General features: G+C 63.3%; 16 protein-coding genes. 12 read left to right on the top strand and 4 right to left on the bottom strand.

Features of this window, described 5'->3' with window-relative positions; all coding sequences use genetic code 11:
* Positions 1-258: 258 nt before the first annotated feature.
* The 9 genes from JF545_RS15170 to JF545_RS15130 all read left to right on the top strand — a co-directional run bounded on the left by JF545_RS15170 (position 259) and on the right by JF545_RS15130 (position 8,191).
* Positions 259-1,053 carry a HyaD/HybD family hydrogenase maturation endopeptidase gene (locus JF545_RS15170; RefSeq protein ID WP_242520892.1) on the top strand — a complete coding sequence of 265 codons (795 nt, stop codon included), beginning with the start codon at positions 259-261 and terminating at the stop codon, positions 1,051-1,053.
* A 55-nt stretch (positions 1,054-1,108) separates the two neighbouring features.
* Positions 1,109-1,438: a HypC/HybG/HupF family hydrogenase formation chaperone gene (locus JF545_RS15165; protein ID WP_206943438.1), complete on the top strand. Its 330-nt coding sequence runs from the start codon at positions 1,109-1,111 to the stop codon at positions 1,436-1,438.
* Between the two features lie 153 nt (positions 1,439-1,591).
* Entirely contained in the window at positions 1,592-1,990 is a 399-nt protein-coding gene (locus JF545_RS15160; protein WP_206943436.1) for a hypothetical protein, read from the top strand.
* A gap of 40 nt (positions 1,991-2,030) precedes the next feature.
* On the top strand, positions 2,031-2,861 hold the full coding sequence (locus JF545_RS15155; protein ID WP_206943434.1) for a hydrogenase expression/formation protein: 831 nt from the start codon (positions 2,031-2,033) through the stop codon (positions 2,859-2,861).
* Positions 2,858-3,943, top strand: a complete 1,086-nt coding sequence (locus JF545_RS15150) for a [NiFe]-hydrogenase assembly chaperone HybE (protein WP_206943432.1) — start codon at positions 2,858-2,860, stop codon at positions 3,941-3,943. The genes JF545_RS15155 and JF545_RS15150 overlap by 4 nt, the downstream gene beginning before the upstream one ends.
* The gene (locus JF545_RS15145; protein ID WP_206943430.1) at positions 3,943-5,034 is read left to right on the top strand and encodes a hypothetical protein; all 1,092 of its coding nucleotides are present in this window, start codon (positions 3,943-3,945) and stop codon (positions 5,032-5,034) included. Before JF545_RS15150 ends, JF545_RS15145 begins: the two co-directional genes overlap by 1 nt.
* Positions 5,027-5,368, top strand: coding sequence for a hydrogenase maturation nickel metallochaperone HypA (gene hypA, locus JF545_RS15140; RefSeq protein ID WP_206943428.1), 342 nt, complete (start codon positions 5,027-5,029; stop codon positions 5,366-5,368). Before JF545_RS15145 ends, hypA begins: the two co-directional genes overlap by 8 nt.
* The gene (gene hypB, locus JF545_RS15135) at positions 5,368-6,465 is read left to right on the top strand and encodes a hydrogenase nickel incorporation protein HypB (RefSeq protein WP_206943427.1); all 1,098 of its coding nucleotides are present in this window, start codon (positions 5,368-5,370) and stop codon (positions 6,463-6,465) included. Before hypA ends, hypB begins: the two co-directional genes overlap by 1 nt.
* Before the next feature lies 1 nt (position 6,466).
* A complete protein-coding gene (locus tag JF545_RS15130) occupies positions 6,467-8,191 on the top strand; it encodes a sigma 54-interacting transcriptional regulator (RefSeq protein WP_206943426.1) in 1,725 nt (574 codons plus the stop codon).
* A gap of 34 nt (positions 8,192-8,225) precedes the next feature.
* Here JF545_RS15130 and hypE read toward each other — a convergent pair whose 3' ends face one another.
* Genes hypE through JF545_RS15110 form a run of 4 tightly spaced genes read right to left on the bottom strand, consistent with a single transcriptional unit; the run spans position 8,226 to position 13,318 of the window.
* Complete coding sequence (gene hypE / locus JF545_RS15125; RefSeq protein WP_206943425.1) at positions 8,226-9,275, bottom strand: hydrogenase expression/formation protein HypE; 1,050 nt, start codon at positions 9,273-9,275, stop codon at positions 8,226-8,228.
* Positions 9,272-10,411: a hydrogenase formation protein HypD gene (gene hypD / locus JF545_RS15120; RefSeq protein WP_206943424.1), complete on the bottom strand. Its 1,140-nt coding sequence runs from the start codon at positions 10,409-10,411 to the stop codon at positions 9,272-9,274. The genes hypE and hypD overlap by 4 nt, the downstream gene beginning before the upstream one ends.
* Positions 10,408-10,692: a HypC/HybG/HupF family hydrogenase formation chaperone gene (locus JF545_RS15115; protein WP_206943423.1), complete on the bottom strand. Its 285-nt coding sequence runs from the start codon at positions 10,690-10,692 to the stop codon at positions 10,408-10,410. Before JF545_RS15115 ends, hypD begins: the two co-directional genes overlap by 4 nt.
* On the bottom strand, positions 10,652-13,318 hold the full coding sequence (locus tag JF545_RS15110) for a Sua5/YciO/YrdC/YwlC family protein (RefSeq protein ID WP_206943422.1): 2,667 nt from the start codon (positions 13,316-13,318) through the stop codon (positions 10,652-10,654). The genes JF545_RS15115 and JF545_RS15110 overlap by 41 nt, the downstream gene beginning before the upstream one ends.
* A 289-nt stretch (positions 13,319-13,607) precedes the next feature.
* Between JF545_RS15110 and imuA the strand changes: the two genes are divergently transcribed.
* From imuA to JF545_RS15095, 3 genes are read left to right on the top strand one after another with little or no spacing between them, the layout of a single operon-like run.
* Complete coding sequence (gene imuA, locus JF545_RS15105) at positions 13,608-14,282, top strand: translesion DNA synthesis-associated protein ImuA (protein ID WP_206943421.1); 675 nt, start codon at positions 13,608-13,610, stop codon at positions 14,280-14,282.
* The gene (locus tag JF545_RS15100) at positions 14,279-15,808 is read left to right on the top strand and encodes a Y-family DNA polymerase (RefSeq protein WP_206943419.1); all 1,530 of its coding nucleotides are present in this window, start codon (positions 14,279-14,281) and stop codon (positions 15,806-15,808) included. The genes imuA and JF545_RS15100 overlap by 4 nt, the downstream gene beginning before the upstream one ends.
* Complete coding sequence (locus tag JF545_RS15095; RefSeq protein WP_206943417.1) at positions 15,792-19,139, top strand: error-prone DNA polymerase; 3,348 nt, start codon at positions 15,792-15,794, stop codon at positions 19,137-19,139. Before JF545_RS15100 ends, JF545_RS15095 begins: the two co-directional genes overlap by 17 nt.
* Positions 19,140-19,177: the final 38 nt, after the last annotated feature.

Raw genomic sequence — 19,177 nt, 5'->3', positions numbered from 1 at the left:
TGATGGAAGAAAATGGACAGAGTGATTACCCCTTTTCCTTTAAATTGTGCTGGATCAATAGAGACATTTTTTCTTGATTACAGCCCGAGCTATTCTGCGACACTGAATTCTTGTTTGGTGAAGCGCTAGTGTTCGCTCAGTAATTCACTGTTTTTACATGCCTATATGTCGATACCGAGCACCTTTATGTTGTCTGCTGTTTACCGGTATCAGCGGCTGATATGACAGGAACTTAGCGCCTTTGAAGGTGGGAGCCGAATGCCTTTAGCCATGGATAACAATGACAGCCAAGCATCGTCGATATTGGTGTTGGGAATCGGCAATGTGCTCTGGGCCGATGAGGGATTTGGCGTTCGGGCGGTTGAAGCCCTCCATCGACGTTTTGATGTGCCCCCTCAGGTAACGGTGCTGGATGGAGGCACCCAGGGTCTTTATCTGCTGCCCTACATCCAGGCATGCAGCGAGCTGCTGGTCATTGATGCCATCGACTACGGGCTTCCTCCCGCGACGATCCATGTCGTGCGTGACGATGAGGTTCCGAGCTTTATGGGAGCCAAGAAGATGTCACTGCATCAGACGGGCTTTCAGGAGGTGCTGGCGGCGGCGCAGTTGCTGGGGTGGCAGCCTCGACACCTCACGCTGATCGGCGTGCAGCCGCAGGTCATTGATGACTACGGCGGATCGCTGCGCCCTGAGGTAGCCGCCCGTATCGATGAGGTGATCCAGCTGGCCGTGGAAGAGCTTGGCGCCTGGAAGGTGACGCTGCGTCCTCGTGAGGCGATCGCGGATCAGGGCGGACTGGCCGCACCAGCCCTGGCACTGGATCACTACGAAGGACAGCGCCCGTCGTCGCGGGACGCTTGCCGCCTTGGCGACGCGCGATTTCTCGTCCAGGCAAGCCATGCCGAGACCCTGACCGATACCGACAACGAGACCGACCCCAGTCCTATGGCGGAGCGGCAACATCATCAGCCCTCTGCGTCCCGCTCTTCGATTCAAGGGCCCACTTGTCTGGACACTACTGGCTGCTCCCGTGAGGGAGGTTCGCCATGAGGATGGGGCTGGCCACAACCGCCGATAGGCTGCCACCGCACGATAGGTGGCAGCCATGTGTGTAGGCATCCCGATGCAGGTGGTGGACGTATCCGGTTCGCTCGCCCTGTGCTGCCGAGCAGAGGGAAGCGCGGCTGAACAGGTGGATATCGCGCTGATCGGTGACGTGGAGATAGGCGATTGGCTGCTGGTGTTTCTGGGTGCGGCTCGGCGTGTGCTCGACCCGGAGGAAGCCCAGCTGATACGCAGCGCCTTGGACGCCGTGGCGCTAGTCGCCAAGGGAGGCGCCATGGAAGCAGGCTACTTCGCGGACCTGGAGGCAGAAGCCCCCAGGCTACCGCCGCACCTCGAGGCAGCCCGTAAGGCCGGAAGGACCAGCGGCTGAGACAAGCTGGAGCGTTGCGGCCGCTCGGGGAAAAACTCGGGGAAAAGCTCGGGGAAAAGTCGGGATGTGGGAGGACATTGGTGTGAAAAAGGATGTGAGAAAAGGTGCGAGAAAGGATGTGAGAAAAGATGCGAGAGTCGTTGGGAGAGAGCGATGACGGGACCCTTGGGGCGCTTGATCAATGAACTGGGCTATCCCTGCCTGGCCGGGGCTGAATTGCAGGCATTCATGGCAGAGGAGGGGGGGCACGTACTGCTGTTGAGTGGCGATCCAGAGACCAATCTCGAAACCCAGGACGTGGCTGCCATTCTCCCAGAGCTGGTGAGTGCCTTTGCCGGCAAGTTTATGCCCGCGGTTGTCCAGCGACAGGACGAGGACTTGATAAGAGAGCGCTTCCAGGTCTGGCCAGTGCCTTCTCTGGTTTTCGTTGAGCAAGGTCAGCTAAAGGGCGTGGTGTCGCGGGTTCGTGATTGGCAGGACTATCTCGAAGAGGTCGGCGCTATCGTCGAGGGAACATCGCCGCACGCCCAGTTGATCGCCAGGCAGTCATAAGTCGTCGGGGTGATTGGCGGGCCTATACAAGGAATGGATCATGACGCTGAACCACTTTTCTCCCTCCTTGGGTGGGGTAGGGCCCGGCAGTCAAGAAGGTGCCGAACTCGACTATCTTCCCATGCCGTCGGACATGCGCACCTTTCATGCCTCGTTGCCTGAAGTGGAAGACCCCGAACGCATTCGCCCGGCTCTTACGGCGTTGAAGGCCTTGGCCGCCGCCGCGTCTCGGTGGACGCCGGAAGGCGGCAATCTGGTGGTTGAGCTGCCACCGTTGGACGACGAAAACCGTCGGGTGGTGGCCGATACACTCGGGGAAGGAGAGGTCTCGGTGCGTGCGACGGGTGAGCCATCCTGCGATGTACAGGAGTCCATCTTCGCCGGGCTATGGCGAGTGACCACGGTAGGCAGTGGCGGGGCTTACGAGCGAATCGAGATCGGCAGGGTGCCCAGCGCCGCACTGAAGACGCCACCCAAGCGAATTTTCTGCCCACCGGAAACGGCGGCAGGGGTCGTCAATGGCCCCTTTATCGTCACGGAGCTGGTCGAGCGCTGTCACGCTCACCGTCCCGGCGATGAGCCTTACGCCATCAACCTGTCGCTCCTGCCCCATACCCCGGAAGACCTTCACTATCTTGAGCTGGCGCTGGGCCAGGGCGAGGTATCGATCCTGTCCCGGGGCTACGGCAATTGCCGTATCGACAGCACGGCGCTGGAGCATGTCTGGCGGCTGCGTTATTTCAATTCCCAGGATGCGCTGATTCTCGACGTCATCGAAGTGTCCGACATCCCTGAGGTGGCCTGCGCGGCGCCTGAGGACATCGCCGACTCTGTGGTCCGGCTTGAACAGACGCTGGAGGCCATGGCGTGATCCATTCCCAGTTTGAAGGGTCCTTCCTTGGCGACGCGGCGCGTCTGGACGATAACGCCCGTCTTGAATGCAAGATTTGCTGGTACTGCTATGACCCGGCATTGGGTGACAGCAGCAGGCAAATAGCGCCAGGCACGCCATTTTCTCGTCTTCCCGCGGATTGGCGCTGCCCCGGCTGCGATGGCGATAGGCAACAGTTTATGGTGCTGAGTGACGATAACGCTCCCGCCACCACAGCCATCATCGAGCCGAGCCTGGGTGAGCCGCCGTCCGCGGACGCTCGCGCTCAACCTGAGGACGCTCACGGGGGGACTAGCGTGTCGGGCGTGGCTCCCTTGGGTCCGGCAGAACCTGCGTCTGCAACGTCAATCGAGGCGTCCTTCCCTCAGGGCTCCAGCAGCACCCGTCACGGCGCCGCTAACGGGGCCGGCAGTCCGGCCAGTAACGGGACCAATAGTCAGGTCATCAGTCAGGCCAGCAGCCAAGTCCGTTCGCTGGTCGAGGCCTTCCGCGAGACCCAGGCATCGCGCATGAAAGATATGCCCTTCTGTCATCCAGGGCTTAGCGTCGCGTCGGTGGGCTTTCGGGAGTGGCAGTCCACGACATCGGAATGCCAGGGGCAGTTGGGCGTGTTGATCGCCCCCTGGCTGATGAATCTGGTGCTTATCCCTGCGACCGATGAAGTGACCGACCTGCGTTCAGGAGACAAGCGGATAGTGGCCTTTCCCTCGGGGGAGTATGAATTCATCTACAACCTGAGCGCGCCCGTAGGCGGTTTTTTTGCCTGCGCCCTGTTCTCGGACATGAGCGAGTTCACGAGCCAGGAATATGCGCTAGACGTTGCCCATGCGGTCATGGATGCCCTGTTCGATGCGACCCATCGCGCTGAAACGGATCGTCACGCGGATATCGCCGCCAGACAGCACAGCGCCCAGGACGACGAGGCTCCATCCACGGACGACTCCTCACCAGCGGTCCAGCAAGATCCCGATATTCAACAACCGCATCTGAGCGCTTCGCAGCGTCCGCGCTCACGTCGTGACGTGGTGACCATCGGCCTGTCTGGAAAGGCAGCATCCTGATGATGCCTGCTCTGGTCATCGACCATGACCCTCACCGGCCTGAAGGCGCCAACTCGCCTGTCTTTCGCGTTCGGCAGCGCGGCCGTCTGCCCACTCACTGGCTAAAGGACCGTCGTCCTGCCGAGGCTCTGGCCATGGTGGGATGTCTGTACAACCTCTGCGCCGCCGCCCAGACCGCCGCCGCAGCGTCTGCCATGGGGCTGGCGGTGCCAGCCGCCCAGCACACCGACATTCAGTGTGAAGTGCTGCGAGAGCACGCGCTGGTGATGTTGCGCGACTGGCCTGGGGCCATGGGGCATCCGGCGGCGGGCAACGAGCTGCAGGGGCTGGCCAGCATGGGGCTGGCTGACCTTGAGGAGTTTGAGCACCGGCTATTGGCCCAGCGGGCGAACCGGGTGCTCGCCGATCTCTCGGCGTGGTGGAACGCCTCACCCAGCCTGCCTGCTCAGGTACTACGGCAGACGGCTGACTGGCCGCCCGGGGCTGGACGCATGGAGGCGGTCAATGACCCCAGCTTCGTGCGACGCGTTGCCTCTGATCCTTCCTTGGCGCCGCTCATCGCCCGGCATGGCTGGAGCCTGCATGTTCGAATGCTGGCGCGCGTCGTCGAGGTGGCACGCCTGATCGAGGGTTTGCGTGGTGTCAGAGGTAACGCAGCTGGCGGCGATGGTACGTCCCGCAGCGGCACATGCCCAGCGTCGCCAGCGCGTGCCTGGTTCGGTCGATCCCGTCCCGGCGACGGCTGGGCAGAGGCTGCTCGTGGCCGGCTGTGGCATCAGGTCGATTGCCGCGATGGCCGGGTCATGGCGTACCGCATCCATACCCCTACCGATGCCATGCTCGATACACCTCTTGTAGATGGCCACGACGATGATGCGGGCGGGTGCCAGCCGGGATTTCTGGCGCGACTGCTCAGCTCTGCCTACGGCTCAGGCGACAGCGGTGCCCGGCAACGTGTGGCCATTGCCCTCAGCTGCGCGGACCCTTGTCTGCCGGTGGTGTGGCAGACGACGGATATGACCTGGCCTGCATCGCAGCAAGCTGTAGGAGACATCAACGCAGCCGGAGAGCGGGGTGGCCAGCATGCATGAGTTGAGCCTGTGCCAGGGGATCGTGGAGCTGATTGAAGAGCACGCCCGCAGCGATCCGTTCACCCAGGTCACCCGAGTCTGCCTGGAGGTCGGCGCCCTGGCGTGTGTCGAGCCCGACGCGCTGCGGTTTGGGTTCGACCTGAGCGCTCGAGGAACCCTCGTCGAGGGCGCCAGGCTTGAGATCGTCGAGGTGGCTGCCGTCGCCTGGTGCTTTGGCTGCAACCAGACCGTGACGCTCAAGCAGCGGGGCGATCATTGTCCGTGCTGCGCCAGCTCGCGCCTGAGAGTCACCGGCGGAGAAGAACTTCGCATCAAGGAACTGGAGGTAATCTGATGTGTACCGTATGCGGATGCGCCGGGACAGGCGTGCAGAACCGTCCCGGTGAGGACGACCACACCCATCATGACCACGCGCATGACCATAAGCACGATCACCACGCGCATCATCACGGACATAGCCACGACCAGGGTCACTATCGTAGCCACGCTCATAGCCACGACCATCACCACGACCATCACCACGATCATGGGCATGACCATCACCATGATCATAGCCATAGCCATGACCTTAGCCATAGCCAGGCAGGTTCAGCGGATGAGCAAGGCTCTCGGCATGCCATGGGCAGCGTCACCGCCGGTGCCGAGGCGCATCTGGACTGTGGTTCGGGACCCGCTGGCGTCGAGGTGGCGGGATTGTCGCAACGCCGGCTGATCGAGATCGAGACAGACGTGCTGTCGCGCAATAACCGGATCGCCGACAGCGTACGCCAGCAGCTGGAAGCGAAAGGCGTGCTGTCGTTGAACCTGGTGTCCAGTCCGGGCTCCGGCAAGACCACGCTGCTGGTTGAGACGATTCGGCGGCTGGGGCCTGATGGGCTGGCGGTCATTGAAGGCGACCAGCAGACGGCCAACGACGCTCAGCGTATTCGTGAGACGGGAGTCCCGGCGCTTCAGGTCAATACCGGAAAGGGCTGCCACCTGGATGCATCGATGATCGAGCGAGCGTTTCCCAGGGTGATGCCGGCGGAACTTGGGCTGCTGTTCATCGAGAACGTCGGCAACCTGGTGTGCCCTTCAGGGTTCGACCTTGGTGAAGATGCCAAGGTGGTCATCCTGTCGCTGACAGAGGGAGAGGACAAGCCGCTGAAGTATCCCCATATGTTCGCCGCAGCCTCCCTCATGCTGTTGAGCAAGATGGATCTGGCGCCCCATGTGGATGTCGATATAGAGGCCTGTGAAGCCTACGCCCGCCAGATCAACCCGGATATCGAGATCATCCGGCTGTCGGCCCGCAGTGGCGAGGGCATGGATCGCTGGCTTCAGTGGATCGCCCAGCGGCGAGAAATGCTGCGGCAGCGCGCGCTGGAGGCGGCACGACAACGCCTCGAGAAGCTGGAGCAAGGCGAGGCGCCAGGCCTCAAGGTCCTGTGACGTGTCTTCCCTGACGGAGCGCTCGGCGCTGGGGGCGGGCCTGGTCGCAGCGGATGCGCTTCCCGGTGTGCTGGTGGTGGGCCAGTCGCTGTATGAGTCTCTGCTCAGCGGGCTGTCATCGCCTGCGCCGGAGTGTCTGGTCGCGCAGGATTGGCCAGGGGCCCGGGAGCAGCTGGCGCGGCAATGGGTTGGGGTGCTGGTCGTCGATACCCAGGTGCCGTTGTCGCCGGGCTGGGTCCAGGAGCTGACCCAGCGCTGGCCTGACGTGCGTGGTCTTCTCGTGCTGGATGAGGCGTCTGAGGGGGAGTCCGAGCATGCGGCAGCGATGGTCAGGGGAGGCGACAGCGACGTGGCGCTGCCCGAGGCGTTTCAGTGTCTCTGTCGTCAGCATCTGCCGTGGACGCTGGTACGCGCCGTTGAGCATGCTCAGCAGCACTACTGGCTCGAGCGAGAAACACGTCGGCTGCGCGCCGAGCAGGCGCTGTCACAGCCGGTTGTTCAGGCGCGTCTGGCCGCGCATCGACAGCAGCTGCAACAGTCCCGCGGGTTTGAGCGAATCATCCGTTTGCCGGGGTCGTCCCTTGATGGCCTCTGTCATCTGGCTGCTCGGATAGCCGGCTTCGACGTCCCGGTATTGGTGACAGGAGAAAGTGGCACCGGCAAGGAGCTGATGGCGAGGGCCATACATTCAGCCAGCCTGCGCTCCGAGATGCCCTTTCTCGCGCTGGATTGCGGCGCGGTGTCAGACGAGTTGCTGGAAAGCGAGCTGTTTGGACATTGCAAGGGGGCCTTTACCGGCGCCAGTGCCCACCGTATCGGTATGTTGGAACGGGCGCAGCAGGGCACGCTGCTGCTCGATGAGATTGGGGACGCCTCGCCCGCCTTCCAGCTGAGATTGCTGCGCTTCCTGCAGGAGGGCGAGATACGTCCGGTGGGCACCAACACTGTGCGTCAGCTGGATGTGCGGGTGATTGCCGCCACCCACCGTGATCTGGCGGCAGAGGTGGCGGCGGGCCGCTTTCGGGAAGACCTGTACCATCGTTTGAACGTTGCCACGGTGGCCTTGCCGGCACTGCGTGAACGGCCTGAGGATATTCCTTCGCTGGCAGAAGTGCTGTTGATGCAGCTGGCCAGCCGTCACGGCGTGCGTGTCTCGGGGTTTGGTCCTGGCGTGCTTGACTGTCTATCGGCCCAACCCTGGAGCGGTAACGTGCGCGAGCTGGAAAATCAGATTACGCGCATGCTGATGATGACGACCGGCGCGACCATCGGTCTGGAGCTGCTGCCCGAAGCCCTGCGAACACCACCCCATGCCGGCATGTTCCGTGAAGAGCCGTGCCGTGAAGAGCGTGAAGGATGGGGTTGTGAAGAAAGGAACAAGGGGGCGGTCAGGGGTAAAGCCGGAGGTGCCGCCAGAAGTGACATCAGAGCAGAGCAAACAGACGGGGGCCTAGGCGCAGTGCCAGGAGAACACTGCGTTCGTGATAGCCTCCGGCAGAGTCACCCCGCCTCGACGACCGCTCCCGCGGCGACCCTGCGGGAGCAGATCGAACTGTTGGAGACGCGCTGCCTGCTCGATGCGTTGACCCGGCATGGCGGCAACAAGACACGTGCCGCCGAGGAGCTTGGGCTTTCGCGCATTGGGCTGCGTGCCAAGCTCAAGCGCTATGGAATCGACTATGGGATAGAGGGTGGCGACGCGGCGGGGCCCAGTGACGCCACCTAAGGCCGCGCTGCATAGATCATCAAGCGCTTGCGGTTCAACAAATCCTGGGGAGCTGCTCACCCACCAGCATGTCGACGATTCGCTGGCCCCCAAATAAGGTGCGCAGGGTAACCCGCCCGGGTTTGCCGGAGTAGGCGTGGCCGATCACGCTGGCGTCCCGGCCCAGGGGATGGCGCTTGAGCGCGGCCAGGGCGGCATCGGCACGATCCGCCGGTACCACGGCCACCAGCTTGCCTTCGTTGGCCAGATAGAGAGGGTCCAGGCCCAGTATCTCGCACATGCCCCTGACCTCTCGGCGCAGCGGCAAGGACGCATCCTGAAGTTCGATGGACAGTTGCGAGGCCTCGGCCATCTCGTTGAGCACCGTGGCGACCCCACCGCGGGTGGCATCGCGCAGGCAGCGCGTGTTCGGCACCGCCTCGAGCAGTGCTTCCACCAGGCCATTGAGGGCGGCGCAGTCGCTCTCTAGAGCCGTCTCCAGCGAGAGATCTCCACGGGCGGCCAGGATCGCTGCACCGTGGTCGCCCAGCCAGCCGTTGACGATGACCACGTCTGTCGCCTGAATCTGCTCGATGCTCAGGCGGCGCTCGGCAGGGATCACCCCCACACCGGTGGTGGTGATGAAGATACCGTCGCAGGCGCCACGCTCGACCACCTTGGTATCGCCGGTCACGATGGCGACCCCCGCACGGTCTGCCGCTTCCTTCATGGATCGGGCAATACGTCTCAGGTCTTCGACCGGCAGTCCTTCTTCCAGAATCACCGAGCAGGACAGATAGCGCGGAAGGGCGCCACCTACCGCCAGGTCATTGACGGTGCCGCAGACCGCCAGGCTGCCGATGTCCCCACCCGGAAAGAACAGCGGTTTCACCACGAAGCCATCACTGGTCATGGCCAGCCGATCCCCGGTACGGCAGAGGGGCTCCAGCGCCAGTCGAGCCTGATCCTCGAGGGTATCCTCAGGGGCGCCGAAGGCCCGAATGAAGACATCATCTATCAGGTCCTTCATGGCCTTGCCGCCACCCCCATGGGCCTGGGTGATGAAGGCTGCATTGACCGTGGCCAGAGTGCGCTTGTGGCTCATGGCGAGACCTCTTCATGCTGTTCCGCGCGGGGACCGCCATATTGGAAGTAAGCGGCGCAGGCGCCTTCACTCGAGACCATAAGGGCGCCGCAGGGGGACTCTGGGGAGCACTGGCTACCGAACAATTCACACTGCCAGGGCTTGAGATTGCCGGTCAGTACCTCGCCACAGCGCAGCGCCTCGGGGTCGGCCACCTGCTGGTTCGGGAGCGAGAACTTGCGCTCGGCATCGTAGGCGGCGTATGCCTGCCTGATCTGCATGCCGGAGTCCTCGATGGGCCCCAGGCCCCGCCACTCGCAGGACTGGCGGGATTCATACACCTCGTGGACAGCCTGCAGTGCAGCGGGATTACCGTCTCGGGAAACCAGCCGCTGGTACTGGTTTTCGACCTCGGCGCGGCCGTCGTGCAGCTGGCGCACCACCATCAGCAGAGATTGCAGCATGTCCAGGGGCTCGAAGCCGGAGATGACCACCGGGCAACGGTAATGTTCAGCGATGAAGCGGTAGGGCTCGGTGCCGATGATCATTGACACATGGCCCGGCCCGAGAAAACCGTCCAAGCGATGATCGGGATTCTCGAGAATGGCCTTCAGCGTGGGAATGATGGTGATGTGGTTGCAGAACACCGAGAAGTTGGTGATGCGCTGGCGCTGCGCCTGGGTGATGGTCAGAGCCGTGGAGGGGATAGTGGTCTCGAAGCCCAGGCCGAAGAACACCACTTCCCGTTCTGGATGGCGGATAGCGAGATCCAGTGCATCCATGGGCGAGTAGACGATGCGCACGTCGGCGCCTTCGGCCTTGGCCTGAAGCAGGCTCTTGCGAGAGCCCGGGACCCTGATGGCATCACCAAAGGTCGCCAGGATGACCTCGGGGCGTTCAGCGATCGCCAGGCAGTCATCTACGCGTCCCATGGGCAGCACGCAGACCGGACAGCCCGGGCCGTGGATCAGCTCCAGCTGCTTGGGCAGCATCGCCTCCAGCCCATAGTGGAAGATCGCGTGGGTGTGACCTCCGCAGACCTCCATGATACGAAGGGGGGCAGCGCGATCACGACAGATCCTCTCGACCAGCGTGGTGATGTGCTCCAGGGTCTGGCGGGCTCGCGTGTGGTCGCGGAATTCATCGATAAACTTCATTGCCGCTTCTCCTGGCTGTCGATCAAGGCATCGAGTTCGTGGGTATCACCGAGCATGTCCAGCATCGCCAGGGTACGTTCCGCGGCAGCAGCGTCGATCCGGTTCAGGGCAAACCCGACGTGTACCAGCACCCAGTCTCCCACGCAGGATTCGGGCGGATGGGCATCATCGATGATGCAGGCGATGTTGATCTGGCGGCGGACGCCACTGACGTCCACGGTTGCCAGACGGTTGTCGATATCATCGATCGTGATGATCTGCCCCGGGATTCCCAGGCACATGGGTACTCTCCTGTGCGTCGTCGTCATGGCCGTCGGGCACTAGACAAGGGTGTAATGGCGAGTGTGGTGGGTGCCCGCGGTGAGCACGTGCTGCGGCAATCAACGCCTGGCCAAGGGCGATGCCCCCATCATTGGCCGGTACCTGGCGGTGACTCAGCACCTTGAAGCCCTGCGCACCAAGGCGCTGCTCGACCAGCGCAAGCAAGCTACGGTTGTGGAAGCAGCCACCACTCAGGGCCACGGTGTCAAAAGGGTGGTCTTGCGAGAGTGTCGAAGCGACACGAGTCAAGGCGGTGGCCAGGCCCAGATGAAAGCGCGCCGCGCAGAGGGCCGGGTCGCAGCTCCTGGCCAGATCATCAAATAGCGCCGGCCACAGGGGGGCCGGGTCCAGCAGCATGACGCCAGTGTCAGAAACGGTAATGTCGAGGGGATAGCCTGGGGCGGTGCCGAGGTCGTGCACGGACATGCGGGCCAGTGTCCTGGCAGCCAGTGTTTCCAGCGCCATGGCGGCTTCGCCTTCGTGATGCTGGTGCTCGAAGCTCAGCTCGAGTGCCGCCGCGACGGCGTCGAACAGCCTGCCGCAGGATGACGCCTTGGGGCTGTTTAGGCCTGCCTTGAGCATGGCAACCAGGGCTGGCAAGGGCATGCCGCCAAGCCGCTTGACCACCTCCAGTTGGGGATAGCCTCCTAGCAAGGCGTCAATGCCAGGGCCGGCGAACCACTGGGCGACAAGATTGCGCCAGGGTTCTCGGGCGGCGGCTGCGCCTCCGGGCATCGGCACCGCCTTCAATGCTGCCACGCGCTGACACTGCTGGTAGTCCGCCAGCAGGCACTCTCCACCCCATAGCTCACCATTCAGGCCAAGACCGAGGCCATCCAGGGCGATACCCAGTACCGGCGGTGCAGACAGTGGTCGGCCATGTTCACCCAGGCAGGCGGCAATATGGGCATGGTGGTGGCCGACTTGGGTTATCGTCAGCCCCTCGCGAGCGGCCATCGCTGTGGCCAGGTGGCTCGTGTGGTAGTCCGGATGACGATCGCAGGCCAGCCAACCAGGACGATGATCGTAGAGCTTCAGAAAATCCTGCAGATGATGCTCAAAGTCATCCAGGGTGGCGGGATCGTCCAGGTCGCCCTGATGAGGCGACAGAATGGCGCGTTCTCGATCGATCAGGCAGAACGTGGCTTTCTGTTGCGGGCCAAGGGCGAGGCCAGGGCCAATATCCTCGAACCCCGGCGGCAATGGCAGCGACGTTGGCGCGAAGCCCCGAGCCCGCCGCAGGACGCGCAAGGCCCCCGCGGCGTCCTGAACCAGGCTGTCATCAACGCGCCTGGCGATACCGCGATCATGGCTCAGGGCGTGGCTGGCCATAGCCCCCAGTGCATCGCTGAGACGAGCATCATCGATCAGCTGCGGCTCGCCCGAGGCATTGCCACTGGTCAGTACCAGCGGTACGTCGATATGTCGAAACAGCAACAGGTGCAGGGGCGTGGACGGCAGCATCACCCCCAGCCGGTCGAGGCCTGGAGCCAGGTTCGGGGCGATATCTAGAGCCAGGTTCGGGGCGATGTCGGGAGCCGGATTCGGGGCGATATCTAGAGCCGGATTCGGGGCGATATCTAAAGCCAGGTTGGGGGCCTGGCTAGGCCTTTTGGGAGACATGGGCGTGCGTCGCTCCAGCAGGACGATCGGCGCCGCCGGGCTCTCTAGCGCCTCGGCCTCCCGCGGGCTGACGTGGCAGTAGCGGGAGACCATCGCGAGATCCGCCATTATCAATGCCAGGGGCCGCGTCGGTCGACGCTTCAATTGGCGCAGTCGTGCGACCACATCCTCTCTAGAGGCATCACAGGCGAGCTGATAGCCGCCGAGTCCCTTGATGGCCAAGATATGACCCGCGCAGATCAGCTCTGCCGCGGCCATGATCGGATCGGCATCAGGGCTGCTTTCAGGGCTGCCATAAGAGATATCAGCGTGGTTCTCCGGGTCGGTGGCGGGCACACCATGGTCGCGATCAAGGCGCACCAGCGAGACCCGTGGACCGCAGTCGGGGCAGGCGATGGGCTGCGCGTGGAAGCGCCGATCGGCAGGGGAGCGGTATTCCTGGCGGCAGCTGGCGCAAAGCGGAAAGGCCGCCATGGTCGTGGCTGCACGGTCGTAGGGCATGGCCCGGATAATCGACAGTCGCGGGCCGCAGTGGGTGCAATTGGTCAATGCATAGCCCGAGCGGCGCTGCATCGGATCGAGAATCTCGGCTTTGCACGCGGCGCAGACAGCGGCATCTGCCGCAATATCGGTGCGAGTTAGTCCGGGCCGACTGTCGATGATGGTGAAATCGGTGATCGATTCCACTTGGGGCAACTCGGACGATGCGATGCCTGTGATGGTCGCCAGCGGTGGCGGCTCACTGTCGAGCTGTGTCAGCAGCGTCGCCAACTGTGCCGGGGACCCCTGAGCGCGAATCACGACCCCCTGGCCATCATTGCGGACATTCCCCGTCACGCCAATAGCGGTGGCGAGCTGCCATACCCAAGGACGAAACCCGACGCCCTGAACGCAGCCCTGCACCCTGATCTCAAGCGCTGACATCATAAGGTCGGGGGAAGCGGGAAGGGGAGTGGTGGTCACTGGCGTACGCCTTCGGGCAGCAGGCAAATGTTCCGCACGACTATTCCACAGTCTTTTCCAGGCTGCGGTGAGCTGCGTCACGGTCTGTGTTCACCTTACTCCTCTTGTCCCGCCTTTCTCGGCGGAACCTATGCAGTGCTGAGCTCTGACGACAGACCCCATGTCACGCTGACTGCGTTGACGCCTTGACGACGTCTCAAGCCGTCATCGCTTGGCATTCCTTAAATACTGTATAAAATAACAGTATTCTGTTCAGCATGACTCGCATCACTTTCAAGGAGGGGGCGCCATGACAGCAGCACACCCCGTCGACATCACTCAACTAATGCAACGGGGAACGTTATGGCGCGCGGGCCGTGATCCTGCGCGGGACAGGGAGACCTCTCAGGCGGATGTTCTGGTCGTGCCAAGCGGATTCGCGACACTGGATGAGGTGTTGGGTGGGGGCTGGCCCCGTGGAGACCTGATGGAGTGGTTGCTTGACCATCCCGGTATCGGTGAAATCCGCCTGCTGGCGCCACTGATGACTCGCAGCCAGCGGATTGTCTTGCTGGATCCCCCTTGGATACCTCATGCCCTGGCACTGCAGGCGGCGGGCATCGGTATCACCAAGATCCATGTCATTCAGACAGGCACCACCAAAGAACGTCTGTGGGCCATGGAACAGGTGGTGAAAAGTGGCTGTTGTGACTTGGTGCTTGGCTGGTTTGGCGCCCTCCAGGGCAGCTGGTTGCGTCGCCTGCAACTGGCGATGGCGGGGGGCACCGGGGTCGGCGTATTGCTGCGCCCTGCATCGCTTGGCCAGCAAGGGTCTGCTGCACCCTGGCGTTTGCGCCTGGGGGGCAGCGCTAATGGTCGGCTTGAGGTGGAGGCCTTCAAGCGCAAGGGTGCCATACCGGCAAAAACGATCACCTTGGATCTGCCGACCTCGTCCCTGTCACCGGTGAACAGGGGGGCGCCATGAAGGGGTTATGGCTGTGCCTGCATGGTCCTCGCTTTGAGCTTGACGTGGTGGCTCTTGGCGACACGCAGCCCAAGGCGCTGGTATCGGCCAATGGAGAGCGTGTCCAGCAGGTATGCAGCAAGGCCCAGCGTCAAGGAGTGCGGCCCGGCATGACCGTGAGCACGGCGCTCAGCCTGGAGCCTGAGCTGCAATTGTTCACGGCGGACACGGCCGCATGTCGACAGCGGCTGGAAGGGCTCGCCCTGTGGGTGGGGCGTTTTAGCGCGCGTGTCAGTTTCGAGCCTAGCCTCGCTGGCGAGCCTGCCCGGGGCGTGGTGCTGGAAATTGGCTCGATGCTCCATTACTTCGGTGGTCTTGCCGCGCTGTGGTCCAGGCTGGAGAGCGAGCTGGCCGGTCTGGAGCTCGATCTCGTCTGCGCCACGGGGCATACGCCCTTGGCGGCGGTGCTGCTGGCTCGTGCGGGGGGCGTCCGCCCAGACGTTGAGGACAGCGCTGTTCGGGGCACTGGTGTTCGGGGCTCTGGTTTTCGGGGCTCTGGTTTTCGGGGCTCTGGTTTTCGGGGCAATGGTACTCAGAGCCCTGGAGCCGATGTTGATGGCCATCATCGGCGGCTGGGGCAGCTGTCGTTGTCCCAGCTGGCGCTGCCGCGTGCCCAATTGGCGCGTTTGCAAGGGCTAGGCTTCCAGCGTGTTCGCGATCTGCTGGCTCTGCCGACGGCATCTCTGGCTTCGCGACTGGGTCCCGATCTGACCCAATGGCTCAAGCGGCTGACCGGTGCTGTGCCTGACCTGCTGCCCGTCTTTGAGCCGCCACCGCGGCTGGAGCGTGAGCTCGAGTTGAACCATGACATCGAATTGGCGCCTGCGCTGCTGTTCCCCTTGAAGCGACTGCTGATGGAAATGGAGGGCTTTCTGCATGTGCGCTGTGCCAAGGCGCTGTCGCTGCAGCTGACGCTGTATCAGCGGGATGCAGAGCAGCACATCACGGTGGGACATGCCGGAGGAGAGCAGTCTGCCGATGCCTGGCTCGAGCTATGTCGGTTGCGCCTGGAGCGCTGTGAGCTCAATGCGCCAGTGCGCCGTCTGCGACTAGAGGTCAGCGAACTGACGCAGCAGGAGCAGCCCGCCCAGGACCTGTTCGATACGGCGCCCCCCAAAGAAACTGCCGACGCCCTGTTCAGCCGCCTGCGAACCCGGCTTGGTCAGAACAGTGTCATGCAGCCTCGCTGGCGCGAGGATCATCGCCCTGAGCGAGCCTCGACGCTTGAGCGGTGCACCCGCGCAGCGGCGCAGGTGTTGCCCCAGGGCCCGCGTCCGGCCTGGCTGCTGCCCACTCCGCTGGCCATGTCGTCGGCAGCGCTGTCGCAGCTGGAGTGGCTTGCCGGGCCAGAACGCCTGGCCAGTGGCTGGTGGGACGCCGCCCCGGCCCGGCGGGATTACTACGTCGTGAGATTTGGCGATGCCCGCTGTGGCTGGATCTTCCGTGACCACACCGGGCAATGGTGGCTGCATGGCTGGTTCGGTTGAACACTGCGAGCCCTCATCGGAGCACGCTGCCCCACGGATAGCGCCTGCAGCCGATATAGCCTCTGGGGCGCCGCCGCTGGCCTATGCGGAGCTCTATTGCCTGACGAATTTCACCTTTCTCAAGGGGGCCTCTCACCCCCACGAGCTGGTGGAGAAGGCGGCCTGCCTGGGCTATCGCGCGCTGGCTATCACCGATGAATGTTCCGTGTCCGGCGTGGTGCGCGCCTGGGAGGCCGCCCGCGATCTGGATATGACTCTGATAGTCGGCGCGGAATTTCGTTTTGAGGATCAGGCGGTGGTGGTGCTGGCCGAGAATCGCCAGGGCTATGCGCAACTTTGCCGGATAATCACCCTGGCCCGACGGCGGGCCCCCAAGGGCCATTATCGGTTGGACTGGGAGGAGCTAGCAGGGCTTGAGGATTGCCTGCTGCTGTATGACCCAGCGGGCAGTGATGATCGCTGTGCCTATCGCATGGCCTGGCTGAAGCAGCATTATCCTGGGCGTAGCTGGGTCATGCTGCTGCGCCACTTTGATGCCGGTGAAGAGGTGCGTCATCACCACACCGTCACCATGGCGAAACGTCTTGGGCTGCCCTTGGTCGCTGCCGGTGGGGTGCTGATGCATCAGGCTGCGCGCAAGCGTCTGCAGGACGTGCTGACGGCGCTACGTCATGGCACCAGTGTGCAGCAGGCGGGCTACCTGCTCGAGCCTAATGCAGAGCGCTGTCTGCGTTCGCTGTCACGCCTGGCCGAGTGCTTTAGCCGAGACATGCTCGATGAGAGCGTACGCATTGCCGAGCGCTGCCAGTTCGATCTTGGCCAGCTGCGCTATGAATACCCCGAGGAGCTGGTGCCCGAGGGCCATACCCCCATGAGTTGGTTGGTCCACAAGGTGGAGCAGGGACAGGCCAAGCGCTTTCCGGATGGAACGCCTGTCGAGATTGCCGCGCAGATTCAGCACGAGCTGTCGCTGATCGAGCGGATGCAGTATGCCCCCTTCTTCCTGACCATCGAGGATATCGTGGCCTTTGCCCGCGGACAGGGCATCCTGTGTCAGGGCAGGGGATCCGCCGCCAACTCGGTGGTGTGCTATTGCCTGTTCATTACCGAGGTGGATCCACGCCAGGTGCAGTTGCTGTTCGAGCGCTTCATTTCCGAAGAGCGTGACGAGCCGCCGGATATTGATGTCGATTTCGAGCATGAGCGGCGTGAGGAAGTGATCCAGTACATCTATCGTCGCTATGGACGGGAGCGAGCCGGGCTGGCCGCCACGGTGATCAGCTATCGTCCTCGTAGCGCGCTGAAGGACGTGGGTAGGGCGCTGGGCCTTCAGCCCAGCTACCTGAGCTGGCTCGCCAGCCGACTGGATCGACGTGACGGCGAACAGGCGTGGTTGACCGGGTTGCGCATGGAGCTCGCTCAGTCCGTCGCGGTGACGGCGTCGTCTTCCCCAGGGGCCGGATCGATCGAGCCGGGCAGCGAGGGTGGCGCGCGCAGCCTTCGTCAGCACCTGGTAGAGCTGGTCGAGCAACTGCTGGGCTTTCCACGCCATCTGTCACAGCACGTAGGTGGATTTGTCATTTCTCGGGGTCCGCTGCATGAATTGGTCCCGGTGGAAAATGCCGTCATGCAGGAGCGCACGCTGATTCAGTGGAACAAGGACGATCTGGAGAGCCTGGGCTTGCTGAAGGTCGATGTGCTGGCGCTGGGCATGTTGACCGCGATACGCAAGACTCTTGGCCTACTGGGCCAGCCACCAAAACACAGCCAGCAACAGGCCCGGCGGGAAAACTGCGACTCGCCATCTGACCATGGCGGTGACCGGGTCATTACCCCCATCGAGGCGCTCGCGGCGATTCCTCGGGAAGATCCGGAGGTCTATCGCATGCTGTCCCGTGGAGACAGCATCGGTGTCTTCCAGGTCGAGAGTCGTGCCCAGATGAACATGTTGCCCAGGCTAAAGCCCCAGAATTACTACGATCTGGTGATCGAAATTGCCATCGTCAGGCCGGGGCCCATCCAGGGCGACATGGTCCACCCGTATCTGCGCCGCCGGGACGGGTTGGAACAGGTCGAGTACCCCAGCGCGGATGTCAGAAAGGTGCTAGAGCGAACCCTGGGAGTCCCCATCTTCCAGGAGCAGGTCATCAAGCTCGCCATGGTGGCGGCGGGCTATAGCGGTGGCGAGGCTGACCAGCTCAGGCGCGCCATGGCGGCCTGGCGGCGGGCGGGTACCATCGCCGAGCACCAGCACAAGCTGACCGCCGGCCTGCGCGAGCGTGGTTACACCGACGAATTCGCGGCGGCCATCTGTCGCCAGATAGAAGGCTTCGGTCAGTACGGTTTCCCCGAGTCCCACGCGGCCAGCTTCGCCCACCTGGTCTATGTGTCCGCCTGGCTCAAGTGCCATCACCCCGCGGCCTTCTGCTGTGGACTGCTCAATAGTCAGCCCATGGGCTTCTATTCTCCGTCTCAACTGTTGCAGGACGCTCAGCGCCATGGGGTTCAGGTGAGGCCGGTAGACCTGCTGCGAAGCCGCTGGGAGTCGACGCTGGAGGTCGATGATGAGGCTCCCCCTGAGGCAGCGGACGCGCCAGGGCATCCCGCAGGGCCAGCGGTGCGGTTGGGGCTGCATCTGGTGAAGGGGCTCAGCAGGGAGGCAGTGCTGGCGCTTCTGGAGGAGCGTGACCGATCCCCCTTTACCCGTCTTGCCGATGTGCGCCGGCGTGTATCGATTCGCTCACAGGACTGGGAGGCGCTGGCCTCAGCGGGTGCCCTGGCTGGTCTGTCGGGACACCGCTATCAGGCCCGCTGGGATCTGCTGGCGCCTCAGCCAGGCCTGGCCCTGGGGGACACCGAGCTGCTCGATGACGACAGCACGGCGTTGATGCCGCCCCTTGAGCAAGATGACCTCGAGGCGGACTATCGCCACCTCGGGCTCAGTCTTGGGCGCCATCCCATGGCGCTGCTGCGTGAGTCCACGGCGGGGCAGCGGCAGGGGCTCGATGGCTGTCTGACCGCCCAGCAGCTGTTGACCGTGGATCACGGCTGCCTGGTTCAGGTGGCAGGGCTCGTGACCACGCGGCAGCGGCCCGGTACGGCCTCAGGTGTCACCTTTGTGACCCTCGAGGACGACAGCGGCAATATCAATGTGGTGGTGTGGCGAGACACCGCCAAGGCTCAACGTCAGGCGTTACTCAATGCGCAGATACTGAGAGTGACCGGCCACCTGGAGCGAGAGGGGAGTGTGGTGCATGTGATCGCTGGCCGCCTGGAGGATATCGGCGCCTGGTGGAAGGCGCTGAGCGTGACGTCGCGGGATTTTCGTTAGTTGCTGTTTCGCTCTGGTGCTACCAAAAACGGCACCGA

Origin of the sequence: Halomonas litopenaei (assembly GCF_017303055.1) — a bacterium.
In the GTDB taxonomy this organism is placed as follows: Bacteria; Pseudomonadota; Gammaproteobacteria; order Pseudomonadales; family Halomonadaceae; genus Halomonas; species Halomonas litopenaei_A.
Note: the sequence above shows the minus strand (reverse complement) of the source record. Positions and strands in the feature narration are given on the sequence as shown.

Excerpts from the sequence above, each read along its gene's own strand:
- JF545_RS15170 (WP_242520892.1), top strand. The coding sequence starts at position 259 with ATGCCTTTAGCCATGGATAACAATGACAGCCAAGCATCGTCGATATTG.
- JF545_RS15165 (WP_206943438.1), top strand. The coding sequence starts at position 1,109 with ATGTGTGTAGGCATCCCGATGCAGGTGGTGGACGTATCCGGTTCGCTC.
- JF545_RS15160 (WP_206943436.1), top strand. The coding sequence starts at position 1,592 with ATGACGGGACCCTTGGGGCGCTTGATCAATGAACTGGGCTATCCCTGC.
- JF545_RS15155 (WP_206943434.1), top strand. The coding sequence starts at position 2,031 with ATGACGCTGAACCACTTTTCTCCCTCCTTGGGTGGGGTAGGGCCCGGC.
- JF545_RS15145 (WP_206943430.1), top strand. The coding sequence starts at position 3,943 with ATGATGCCTGCTCTGGTCATCGACCATGACCCTCACCGGCCTGAAGGC.
- hypA (WP_206943428.1), top strand. The coding sequence starts at position 5,027 with ATGCATGAGTTGAGCCTGTGCCAGGGGATCGTGGAGCTGATTGAAGAG.
- hypB (WP_206943427.1), top strand. The coding sequence starts at position 5,368 with ATGTGTACCGTATGCGGATGCGCCGGGACAGGCGTGCAGAACCGTCCC.
- hypE (WP_206943425.1), bottom strand. The coding sequence starts at position 9,275 with ATGAGCCACAAGCGCACTCTGGCCACGGTCAATGCAGCCTTCATCACC.
- hypD (WP_206943424.1), bottom strand. The coding sequence starts at position 10,411 with ATGAAGTTTATCGATGAATTCCGCGACCACACGCGAGCCCGCCAGACC.
- JF545_RS15115 (WP_206943423.1), bottom strand. The coding sequence starts at position 10,692 with ATGTGCCTGGGAATCCCGGGGCAGATCATCACGATCGATGATATCGAC.
- imuA (WP_206943421.1), top strand. The coding sequence starts at position 13,608 with ATGACAGCAGCACACCCCGTCGACATCACTCAACTAATGCAACGGGGA.
- JF545_RS15100 (WP_206943419.1), top strand. The coding sequence starts at position 14,279 with ATGAAGGGGTTATGGCTGTGCCTGCATGGTCCTCGCTTTGAGCTTGAC.
- JF545_RS15095 (WP_206943417.1), top strand. The coding sequence starts at position 15,792 with ATGGCTGGTTCGGTTGAACACTGCGAGCCCTCATCGGAGCACGCTGCC.